Here is an 11642-nt window from a genome sequence, read left to right as displayed (position 1 = left end):
GGAGCAGGCCCCGTTCCCTGCCCGACGGCTGCGACTGCCCGTCAGATGCCGGGCGGGTAGGGGAAGCTGTCGTAGGCCGCGTCGATCTCCTCCGGCGACTTGTGCAGCCAGGTGCGGCGCAGCGAGCGCAGCACCTCCGGCGCGAGGGGCTCGGCCACGGTGTCCGTCTTGGGCTTGGCGGTGGACTGCACGGCCCAGGAGAGCGCGATCAGCGGGTCGACCTCGGCCCAGCGGTCCGCGTCGATGTCCAGGAACTGCATGGCGCGGACGAAGCCGTGCCAGGCGTGGAAGCCGACCGGCGGGTTGCCGTTCATGATGTGGGTCCGGCCGCCGGGGTTGCGGCGCGGGTCGTACAGCACGCCCTGGCCGAAGTCGACGAAGGCGCTGATCATCCGGTGCCGGTCGTGCGGGAAGAAGGTGTCGATGACGCCGAGCTGGGCCGTGGAGATCACGGTCAGCGCGTCCTTGAGCGGGCGGACCATGGCGATGAAGCTGCCCGGGTAGGTGCCGGCCTTGCGCTGGTCCTGGTAGGCCTTGACGATGGCCACCTCGAAGTCCTTGCCGAGCGCCGCCGCCAGCTGCCCGTAGGCGGCCTTGATCTCGGGGGTGGCCTTGAACCACAGCACCTCGTCGTACTGGTACCAGAACTCGTTGGCGTACGGGTCGCCGAGCATCCCGGGGACGTCGGGGAGGACGACGCGGTCCCGGCGGCGGGCCGGGGCGGCGGTGCCGGACGCCGCGGTCGCGGAGGCCGGGGCGGCGGACGCCGGGACGGCGGCGACGGCCAGGCCCGCACCGGCCAGGGTGACCGCGCCGGCGGAGAGTTTGAGCATGCGCCGACGGTCGATGGGCTGGGACACGGAGGTCTCCTCGTGTGGGACGTGCGGGCCGGGCGCCCGGGGCGCTCCGGTCCTGCTGTGGTCCGTGGACTTTCGACTGCGCTGCGAGTCCCTGGCCGCCGGCACGGGCCTGCCGCCCGGCAGCGGGGACGGGCCGGGGATCCCGGCCTGCGCTGATGGTGCTTCGGAGCCTAGGAACGCCGGCTATACGGCGTCCATATAGCCGGCGGCGGCGGGTTCCCCCACCGGGAGGTCCGCCTCCGGCGCCCGGTCGGGGTGCCGCAGCGCCGGGCTGACCACCGCGAACAGCGCGAGCACGGCCATCGCGGCGGCGATCGCGCCGAGCGTGCGGGTGACGCCCAGGCCGTCCAGCAGGTAGCCGCCGGCCAGCGCGCCGAAGGAGCTCGTCCCGAAGGCGAGCAGCTGGATCAGGCTGCTGACCCGGCCCTGCATCCGTTCCGGGGTGATCGTGACCTGGTAGACGCCGCCGGCCACGTTGGTCAGCCCGCCGACGTAGGCCATCGCGGCCATCACGGCGCCCAGCAGCACCGGGGAGCCGGTGAGGGCGAGGACCGGGACGAGGACGGCCCACAGCGCGGTGCCGCCGGCCACCACGGCGCGCAGCGGCACCCGGCGGGCCACCCGCATGCCGGTGAGCGCGCCGACGGTGCCGCCGATGCCGCCCGCGGCGGTGACCAGCCCCAGGGTGGTGGCCGAGCCGCCGTTCTCCCGGACGATCAGGACGAGGGCGAGGCTGATCACCTGGAACAGCAGGTTGGTCCCGGCGATCAGGCTGACCAGGACGCGCAGGAAGCGGCGCCGCCACGTCCAGGTCAGCCCTTCGCGCAGTTCCGCGACGAGCGGGGCCCGCGGGCCGTCCGGTTCGCTCTGCAGCCTGGTCCTGATCGGCAGCAGGGCGAGCAGCGACAGCACGTGGGTGACGGCCGAGAACAGGAAGGGCGCCCACCGGGCCGCGGTGTAGAGCAGGCCGCCGAGCGGCTGGCCGAGCAGCCCGGCGGCGCGCCACCTGGCCTCGTTCTGGCCGAGCGCCGCCGAGAGCTGCTCGGCGGGCACCACGTGCCGCACGGCCGCGCGTTCGGCGAGCTGGTAGAAGACCGCGAGGGTCGACTCCGCGAAGGCCGCGGCCACCAGGTGGGCCAGGCCGATCCGGTCGGCGAGCACCGCCGCGGCGACGCTGCCCGCGACCAGCACCGCACCGATGTCGCACACGATCATCAGTCGGCGCCGGTCCCAGCGGTCCACCAGCGCTCCGGCGGGCAGCTGCACCAGGAGGTTGGGCAGCAGGCCCGCGAAGCCGACCAGGCCGGCGTCGCGGGCCTCGCCCGTCTTCCACAGCACCAGGAAGGGGTACGCCACGACGCAGGCCCGCGCGCCGAGCAGGGTGAGGCCGACGCCTCCCCACAGCAGCAGGAAGTCGCGGTTGCGGCGCAGCGGTGCGGGCGCCGCGTGCCCGGCCCCGGCGGAGGGGTCCGCCGGGTCGCTCATCCGCGGGGCTCGATGTCCCGGGCGGCGCAGCTCCACTCCAGGACGGCCATGGCGCTGTGCATCTTGTTCTCGGCCTGCCGGAACGCCAGGCTCGCCGGGCCGTCGAGCACCTCCGCGGTGACCTCCTCGCCGCGGTGGGCGGGCAGGTCGTGCAGGAGGACGGCGTCCGGGCTGTGCTTCCACAGGTCGGCGGTGACCCGGAACGGTTCGAACAGGGTGCGCCAGTCGGGGTCGGGCTTGCTGGTGCCGGTGGTCTGCCAGCGCGTGGTGTAGACGGCGTCGAAGGGCTCTCCGAGGTCGTCGAGGTCGTGGCGTTCGGTCACCTCCGCGCCGCAGCGGGCGGCGTGGGCGGTGGCCCGGGCCAGTACGTCGGCGGCCAGGCCGTAGCCGGGCGGGGTGCGCAGCTCCAGCCGGGCGCCCGGGAAGCGGGCGAGGGCCAGGGCCAGGGCGGCGGCCGAGTTGTTGCCCTCGCCGAGGTAGAGCACCCGCAGGCCCTCGATCCGCCCGAAGCGGCCGAGCAGGGTGGCCAGGTCGGTCAGCGCCTGGGTGGGGTGCTCGTCGGCGGTCATCGCGTTGACGACGGCCAGCCGGCCGTCCTCGGCCCAGCCGCGCAGTTCGGCCGGGTCGCCGGTGGTGCGGGCGACCAGGACGTCGAGCATCCCGGCGAACACCCGGCCGGTGTCCTGCACCGTCTCGCCGGTGTTGGTCTGCAGGTCGCCCGGCCCGTAGGCGATGACCTGGGCGCCGAGGCGCAGGGCTCCGGCGGAGAAGGCGGTGCGCGTGCGGGTGGAGGTCTTGGCGAAGTACGCGCCGGCGATCAGGCCGCTCAGCGGCCGCCCGGCGCCGGCCCGGCCGGCCGCGAACTCCGCGCCGCGGCGGGCGAGGTGGCGGAGTTCGGCGTCGGTGAGGTCGTCGAGGGACACCAGGCTGCGCCTGGACTGCGTCCTCGGTGTCTCGGGTGTCGCGAGTGTCTCGGGTGTCACGGGTGTCTCCTTGCGGTCGGTGGGGGTGGGCCGCAGCGCCGGGGCGTCACCAGCGCGAGCCGAAGTGGGCGTCGTCGCCCTCGCCCGCCTCGATGACGGCCCGGGCGAGCTCCTTGCCGTTGTCGCCGTTGGTCAGCACCACGAAGCCGTTGCCGCCGTGCACCTGGGTCATGGTCATCGCGAAGTAGCCCTCGAACTCGCCGAAGACGCCGAAGTCGAGGTCACCGGCGGTGGCGTCGATGACGGTGGACATGCCGTACATGGAGCCGGGGCTCGGCGTGAGCAGGTCCCGGGCGAGCGACGGGGTGAGCAGGACCGGTTCGTCGTCGAGGTACGCGCGGCGGATCTCGGCGGCGGCCCGGGCGAGGTCGGTCGCGGTGGTCCACAGGCCGCCGCCGGCCACCGACGGGTGGATCGGCAGCCCGACCGGGACGGGCCGGCCCGCGGTGTCGTGGCCCTGGGCGACCGGCCGCCGGGAGCGCAGTCCGAAGCCCCAGTCGTAGCGGCTGCCGGTCATCCCGAGCGGCAGGAACACCCGGCTGCGCATCAGCTCGGGGAACGCCAGGCCGGTGAGGTCGGTCAGGACCTGCTCCAGCAGCAGGTAGTTGAGCTTGTTCTTGCGGAACAGCTCGCCGGGGCGGTGCTCGAAGGCGGGCTCCGGGGTCCGGGAGGGGTGCTCGCCGCGCAGCGCCTGCAGGACGGTGGGCACCTCGTCGCCGGGCCGGTACGGCTCGTGCGCCGGTTCGAGCGCCAGGCCGGAGGTGTTGAGCAGCAGCCGGCGCACGGTGACCGGGCCGACGGCGGCGGGCACCTGCCAGTCGCGCAGGTACGCGTTGACGTCGGCGTCGAGGTCCAGCAGCCCTTCGGCGGCGAGGGCGAGCGTGCCGAGCGCGGTGATGTGCTTGCTGACCGAGGCGACCTTGAACGGGGTGTCCGCGGTGACCCGGTCGGTGCTGCCGGCGGCGACCACGCCGTGCGTCTCCAGCCCGGCGAGTTCGCCGTCGCGCAGCAGGGCCACGCTCATCCCGGGGACGCCGTGCCGTTCCATCAGCCCGGCGTACGGGGAGGCGGCGGGCGCCCGGCGGGGCCGGTGCCCGGCGGACTGCCCGGCGGGCCCCTCCGGGGCGGACTCCGCGGCGGACCCGGAGGCGGACTCGGGGGCGGTGAGGGTCACGGCGAGCTCCTCGATCGAGGCGGTCTGGTAGAGCATCCGCAGGGTCAGCGGCAGGCCCGCGGCGCGCGCCTGCTCCATGACGCGCAGCACGGTCATCGAGTCCCCGCCGAGCTCGAAGAAACTGTCCCGCGCACCGACCCGCTCCAGTCCCAGGACGTCCCGCCAGATCTCCGCCAGCTGCCGCTCGACCGGCGTGCGCGGTGCCACGAACTCCTCGCCGGCCCACGAGTCCTCGCGGTCGGGCGCGGGCAGCGCGGCGTGGTCGAGCTTGCCGTTGACGCTGAGCGGAATCCGCTCCAACGGGACGAAGGCGGCGGGGACCATGTACGCGGGCAGCCGCTCGGCGCAGTGCGCCGCGAGTTCGGTCCCGGTCGCGGCGGCCCCGGCCTCGGGCACGTAGTAGGCGACCAGCCGGCGCGGTCCGTTGCCCGGCGCGGTGGCGGTGACCACGGCCTCGCGGGCGGCGGGGTGCTCGGTGAGCACGGCCTGGACCTCGCCGGGTTCGATCCGGTAGCCGCGGATCTTCAGCTGCTCGTCGACCCGGCCGAGGAACTCCAGCTCGCCGTCGGGCAGCAGCCGGGCCTGGTCACCGGTGGCGTACATCCGGCTGCCGGGCGCGCCGTACGGGTCCGGCAGGAACCGCTCGGCGGTCAGCGCCGGCCGGCCGAGGTAGCCGCGGGCCAGGCCGGGGCCGGCCAGGTGCAGCTCGCCGGGCACGCCCACCGGCACGATCCGGCCCTCCGGGTCGAGGACGTACACCCGGGTGTCGTCGATCGGCCGGCCGAGCGGGATGCCGCCGGCCAGGTCGAGGTCGGCGGCCCCGATCGGGCGGTAGGTGGCGTGCACGGTGGCCTCGGTCGGCCCGTACGCCTGGGCGAGCGCGGTGGCCTCCGGGGAGCGGACCGCCGTCCACTCGGCGAGGTCGGAGGCGGCGAGCCGGTCCCCGCCGAAGACCACGGTGCGCAGCGCGAGCGCGTCGAGCACCGCCCGGTCGCCGTCGGCCGCCGCGACCAGCGCGCGGAACGCCACCGGCGAGATCGACACGTGGGTGGTCCGGCTCTCCGTCAGGAGCGCGAGCAGTGCGCGGGGTTCGCGCGCCGTCGCGGACGGCACGACGACGATCCGCCCGCCGTGCAGCAGCGCGCCCCACATCTCCCAGACCGAGACGTCGAAGGCCGCGGAGTGCAGCAGGGCCCACGTCTGGTCGGCGTCGAACGGGCAGCGCCCGGCCGTCGCCCGGTACAGGCGCAGCAGGTTGGCGTTGGTGAGGCCGACGCCCTTGGGCTTCCCGGTGCTGCCGGAGGTGTAGATGACGTACATCAGGTTGTCCGGCCCGGCGGCGGGCGCCGGGTCGGTGGCCGGCCGGGCGGCGATCTGCCCGGCGTCCCCGTCGAGCAGCACCCGGGCGGCGGCGGACGGGACCCGGTCGGCGTGCTCGGCGCGGGTCACCACCAGCGGGTTCCCGGCGTCCTGCGCCATGTGCGCCAGCCGGGCCGGCGGCTGGTCCGGGTCGAGCGGCAGGTAGGCCCCGCCGGCCTTCAGGACGGCGAGCAGGACGGTGACCAGCTCGGTGCCCGGCGGCAGCAGCACGCCGACCACCGACTCGGGCCCGACGCCGAGCGACCGCAGGTGGTGCGCCAGGCGGTTGGCCCGCGCGTTCAGTTCGCCGTAGCCCAGCCGGTCCTGGCCGTGCTCGACCGCGACGGCCTCCGGGGTGCGGGCGGCCTGCGCCTCGAAGGCGGCGGCCGCGGTGCCCCGGACGGGCTCGGTGGCGAGCGGGCCGTTCCAGGGGCCGAGCACCGACTCCCGTTCCCCGGCGGGCAGGTAGGCGGCGAGCGCGTCGCCGTCGGTGTCCCCGACCATCGCCTCCAGCACCGCCCGGTACATCGCGGCCAGCCGCTCGGCGTGCGCGCGGCTCAGCGCGTGGGTGTGGGTGCGCAGGGTGTAGTAGCCGGGCGTGGTCGGCACGCCGAGGGCGAAGTCGGTGCTGTCGTCGCCCTCGCCGGCGTCGAGGTCGACCAGGTCGGCGTCCATCTGCTCGAAGTCCTGGAAGGTGAAGAGGACGTCGACCAGGCGCTCCCCGCCGCCGAACTCCCGCTGGATCACCGGCATCGGGTACCGCCGGTGCGGCCACTGCTCCAGCTCCCGGGCGAACACCCGGCGGACCAGCTCGCGCCACGTCCGCGCGCCCCGGTCGAAGCCGAACGGCAGGCTGTTCAGCTGCATGCCGTGGACGCGTTCGGCACCCCGCACCTCCGGCCGGGCGCTGTACACCAGGCCGGTGGAGAACGCCGGGGCGTCGGTCAGCTGGCTCATCACCTTCAGGTGCGCCGCGTGCAGCACGCTCTTCAGGGACACCCCGGCCCCGCTGGCCAGCGCCCGCAGCCCGGCTTCGAGGTCCCGGTGCATCACGTACAGGTGGTAGTCCTCGCGCGGCCGGGTGAGGTCGGCCCAGTCCTGGGGGAAGCCGAAGCGCGGGTAGCGGGCGGCGTGGTCGCGCCAGTACTCGCGGTCCTCGGCGGAGTCCAGGGCGCGCCGTTCGGCGGCGATGAAGTCGGCGTACCGGACGGGGGGCGGGGTGTCCGCCGCGACCGGCCGGCCGTCGCGCAGCCGCCGGTAGTCCTCCAGCAGCTCCATCACCAGGTTGTGGAAGGTCCAGCCCTCGGTGATGCCGTGGAACTGAGTGAAGGCCAGCCGCCAGTCGTGCTCGCCCTCCAGCAGGGCGGCGACCCGCACCAGCGGCGCCCGGGTCAGGTCGAACAGCTCGGCCCGCTCGCGGGCCGTGTGGTCGTCCAGTGCGCTGCGCCGGGCCCGGTCGTCGAGCTCCCGGTGGTCCAGCACCGCCACCGGGACCGGCGCCTGCGCGTGCACCAGTTGCAGCGGCAGCGAGTACCCGGAGACGTGCAGCGAGGTGCGCAGGATCTCGTGCCGCGCGGTGGCCGCCCGGACGGCGCCGCGCAGCGCCTCGGCGTCGAACGGCGCGTCGTCGCGGATCTTGAGCACCGTGACGTTGTGGTAGCTGTTCCGCTCGTCGTCGGCGAGCATCTCGACCAGCATGCCGACCTGGACCTGCGACATCGGGTAGGCGTCGGTGACGCCCGCCGGCAGCAGCTCGCGGTCGGCCGGGCCGATCAGCTCGAAGGGTTCGACCGGCCGTTCGGCGGCGACGTGGGAGCGGCCCGCCAGCGAGGCGGCCAGCGCGGCCACCGTGCGGTGCTCGAAGACGTCGCGCACCGACACGTCCAGCCCCACCGCCCGCAGCGAGCCGACCAGCACGACCGCGCGGATGGAGTGGCCGCCGAGGTCGAAGAAACTGTCCTCGACCCCGACCCGGTCCGTCTCCAGCACCTGGGCCCAGGCCGTGGCGAGCTGCTCCTCCAGCGGGTTGCGCGGCGAGACGTACGCCCGGCCGCCCGCGGCGCCGCCCTCGTCCGGGGCGGGCAGCGCGCGGCGGTCGACCTTGCCGTTGCGGTTGAGCGGGATCCGCTCCAGGGAGGTGAACGAGGCCGGGACCATGTGCTCCGGGAGCAGACCGGCGCAGTGCGCCCGCAGCGCCTCGGCGCCGGACCGGCCGTCCTCCCCGGCCGGGACCCAGTAGGCCGCCAGCCGGAGGTCCCCGTTGGCCGCGCGGTGGGCGACGACGGTCGCGTCCGCCACCCCGGGGTGGGCCAGCAGCACGCTGCGGATCTCGCCGGGCTCGATCCGGTGGCCGCGGATCTTCACCTGGTCGTCGGCCCGGCCGACGAAGTCCACCACGCCGTCGGCCGTCAGCCGGGCGAGGTCCCCGGTGCGGTACAGCCGCGCGCCGGGCGGGCCGTACGGGTCGGGCAGGAAGCGCTCGGCGGTGAGGTCCGGCCGGCCGGCGTAGCCGCGGGCCACGCCCTCGCCGCCGACGTACAGCTGGCCGACCACGCCGACCGGCACCGGCTCCAGCGCGTCGTCCAGGACGTACATCCGCAGGCCCGGCAGCGGGCGGCCGATCGGCACCACGTCGACCGGCTGCGGGCGGTCCACCGGCAGGATGCTGGTGCCGACCGACGCCTCCGTCGGGCCGTACTCGTTGATCAGCCGGCCGGTGCCCAGCAGCCCCAGCCAGTGGTCGGCCGACCGGCCGGGGAAGGCCTCGCCGGCCACCACGACCACCTCGGCCAGCGCCTCGGCCTGCCGCTCGTCCAGCTGCCGGGAGAGGATCTCCAGGTGGCCCGGAGTGAGCTTGAGGAAGCTGAACGGGCCTGCGGCGACGAGCAGTTCGCCCAGCCGGTCGAGCGGGAGGTCCTGCGGGAGCAGATGGACCCGCTGCCCGGTGACCAGCGGCGCCCAGAGGTTGGGCACCACCAGGTCGAAGGCGACCGAGGAGAACAGCGCCCCGCCACCGCTGCCCCGCCCGGCCAGGTCGGCGGCCGCCCAGCGGACGTGGTTGGCCAGGCCGTGGTGGTGCACCTGGACGCCCTTGGGGGTGCCGGTCGAGCCGGAGGTGAAGATGACGTACGCCAGCCCGGCCGGGTCGGCGCCCTGCCCGGTCCGCCCGGCGGGCAGGGCGGCCAGCGCCGCGCGCTCCGGCTCGGCGTCCAGCACGACCACCGGCCGCCCGGCCGCACCGGACACCGCGTCCCGGTACGCCTCCTGGGTCAGCACGGCACGGACCCCGGCCGTGGCCAGCATGGCGCCGATCCGCTCGCCCGGGTGGCCCGGGTCCAGCGGGAGGTAGGCGCCGCCGGCCTTCCAGACCGCCAGCAGGGCCGTCAGCAGGTCCGGTCCGCGGTCCAGCAGGACGCCGACCACGGACTCCGGGCCGACGCCCAGGCCCCGCAGCCGGTGGGCCAACCGGTTGGCGGCGGCCTCCAGTGCGGCGTACGTGGTGGCGCCCTCGGCGGCCTCGCCGAAGGTCAGCGCCACCGCGTCCGGCGTCCGGTCGGCCTGCGCCTCGAAGAGGTCCAGCACGCTTCCCGGGGCGCCCCCGGCGGGGGCGGAGGTGTTGAACCCCCGCAGCACCGTCTCCCGCTCGCCGGCCGGGAGGCGGGCGGCGAGCGCGTCGCCGTCGAAGTCGGCGGCCATCGCCTCCAGCACCGACCGGTACATTCCGGCCAGCCGCTCGGCGTGCGCCCGGGTCATCGCGTGGGTGTGCGACATCAGGACCAGGTTGCCGCCCAGCACGAGGGTGGCGAGCGCGAACTCGGTCAGGCTGTCGTCCACGCTGGCGCCGGCGTCGACGAGGTCGGTGTCGACCTGGTGGAAGTCCAGGTAGCTGAAGCGGATGTCCAGCAACCGCGGCCCCTCGCCGAACTCCCGCTGGATCACCGGCATCGGGAACCGCCGGTGCGGCCACAGCTCCACCTCGCGGGCGAACACCCGGCCGACCAGCTCGCGCCAGGTCCGCGCGCCCCGCTCGTAGCCGAACGGCAGGCTGTTCAGGTACATCCCGTACACCCGCTCGGCGCCCTCCGCCTCCGGCCGGCCGTTGCAGACCAGGCCGGTGAAGAACGCCGGGGCGTCGGTCAGCTGGCTCATCACCTTGAGGTGCGCGGCGTGCAGCACGCTCTTCAGCGAGACGCCCTCCTCGGCGGCCAGCGCGCGCAGCCTGGCGTCCAGGTCCAGGTAGGGCACCTTGATCCGGTAGCTCTCCCGCGGCTCGTCCGCGCCGCCCGCCCAGGTGGCCGGCAGGCCGACCGGCTGGTGGTCGCGGACGGTCTCCTGCCAGTAGGCGCGGTCGTCGGCGGACTCCAGCGCCTGCAGCTCGGCGGCGATGAAGTCGGCGTAGCGGACGGCGGGCGGGTCGAACGGCACGGGCTCCGAGCCGTCGCGCACCTGCCGGTAGACCGCCAGGAACTCCATCAGGAGGGTGTGGAAGCTCCAGCCCTCCAGGATCGAGTGGCACTCGGTGAGCCCGAACCACCACGTCCGCTCGTCCACCGGGTGCGCGGAGACCCGCAGCAGCGGCGGGCTGGTGAGGTCGAACAGGGCGGCGCGCTCCCGCGCGGTGTGCGCCGCGAGTTCGCGCTGCTGCTCCTGCGCGTCCAGCCCGGACAGGTCGTGGATCAGCACCGGCATCCCGGCCTCGGCGTGCACCAGCTGCATCGGCACCGAGTAGCCGGAGACGGCGAACGCGGTCCGCAGCATCTCGTGCCGGGCGGTCACCACCCGGACGGCCTCGCGCAGCGCCTCGCCGTCGAACGGGCCGTCGTCGCGGATCTTGAACAGGGTGATGTTGTGGTACTTGTTCAGCTCGTCGTCGGCGAGCATCTCGACCAGCATGCCGAGCTGCACCTGCGACATCGGGTAGGCGTCGGTGACACCGGCCGGCACCCGCTCCCGGTCCGCCGCCGAGAGCAGCTCGAACGGCCGGACGTAGGTCTGCTCGACGGCCGCGGCCCGGCCCTCGGCGGACCGCGCCAGCGCGGCCACCGTACGGTGCTCGAAGACGTCGCGCACCGACACGTCCAGCCCGGCCGCCCGCAGCGCACCGACCAGCACCACACCGCGGATGGAGTCGCCGCCGAGGTCGAAGAAGTTGTCGTGGGCGCCGACCCGCTCGGTGCCGAGGACGTCCGCCCACACGGCCGCGACGAGTTCCTCGACCGGTCCGTCGGGGGCCACGAACTCCCCGCCCAGGGTGAGGGAGTGGCCCTCGGGGGCGGGCAGGGCGCGCTTGTCGAGCTTGCCGTTGGCGGTCAGCGGGAAGGCGTCGAGCTCCACGAAGGCGGCCGGCACCATGTACGAGGGCAGCTGCTCCGCCACCCGGGCCCGCAGCGCGGCGGCGTCCGACCCGGCGTCGGCGGGCACCAGGTAGGCGACCAGCCGGCGGTCGCCGGGGACGTCCTCGCGGGCGAGGACGACGGCGTCCCGGACGGCCGGGTCGGCGGTCAGGACGGCGGCGATCTCGCCGAGTTCGATGCGGTAACCGCGGATCTTCACCTGGTCGTCGATCCGGCCGACGAACTCCAGCGAACCGTCGGCCATCCGCCGCGCGAGGTCACCACTGCGATACAGGCGACCGCCCGCCGGACCGAACGGGTCCGGCACGAAACGCTCCGCCGTCAGAGCCGGGCGCCCCAGATAGCCACGCGCCACACCCGGACCACCCACATACATCTCACCCACCACACCGGGCGGAGCGACCTCACCGAACCGGTCCAGGACATA

At 75.1% G+C, this 11642-nt stretch carries 4 protein-coding genes; all 4 read right to left on the bottom strand.

Annotation, left to right across the window (positions count from 1 at the left end; all coding sequences use genetic code 11):
* Nucleotides 1-41: 41 nt before the first annotated feature.
* Nucleotides 42-860 carry a hypothetical protein gene (locus ABT048_RS38985; RefSeq protein ID WP_350526387.1) on the bottom strand — a complete coding sequence of 273 codons (819 nt, stop codon included), beginning with the start codon at nt 858-860 and terminating at the stop codon, nt 42-44.
* 183 nt (nt 861-1043) lie between these two features.
* Nucleotides 1044-2345: an MFS transporter gene (locus tag ABT048_RS38980; protein ID WP_350526386.1), complete on the bottom strand. Its 1302-nt coding sequence runs from the start codon at nt 2343-2345 to the stop codon at nt 1044-1046.
* Nucleotides 2342-3328 (bottom strand): ornithine carbamoyltransferase, encoded by a 987-nt coding sequence (locus ABT048_RS38975; protein WP_350526385.1) that lies wholly within the window; start codon nt 3326-3328, stop codon nt 2342-2344. The genes ABT048_RS38980 and ABT048_RS38975 overlap by 4 nt, the downstream gene beginning before the upstream one ends.
* 46 nt (nt 3329-3374) lie before the next feature.
* Nucleotides 3375-11642, bottom strand: an 8268-nt coding sequence (locus ABT048_RS38970) for a non-ribosomal peptide synthetase (RefSeq protein ID WP_502894128.1), incomplete at its 5' end; no start/stop codon positions are given.

The organism is Kitasatospora sp. NPDC096140 (assembly GCF_040303045.1).
Classification (GTDB): Bacteria; Actinomycetota; Actinomycetes; order Streptomycetales; family Streptomycetaceae; genus Kitasatospora.
Note: the sequence above shows the minus strand (reverse complement) of the source record. Positions and strands in the feature narration are given on the sequence as shown.

Bases quoted from the DNA above. Each gene is read 5' to 3' on its own strand.
- ABT048_RS38980 (WP_350526386.1), bottom strand. From the start codon at position 2,345: ATGAGCGACCCGGCGGACCCCTCCGCCGGGGCCGGGCACGCGGCGCCC.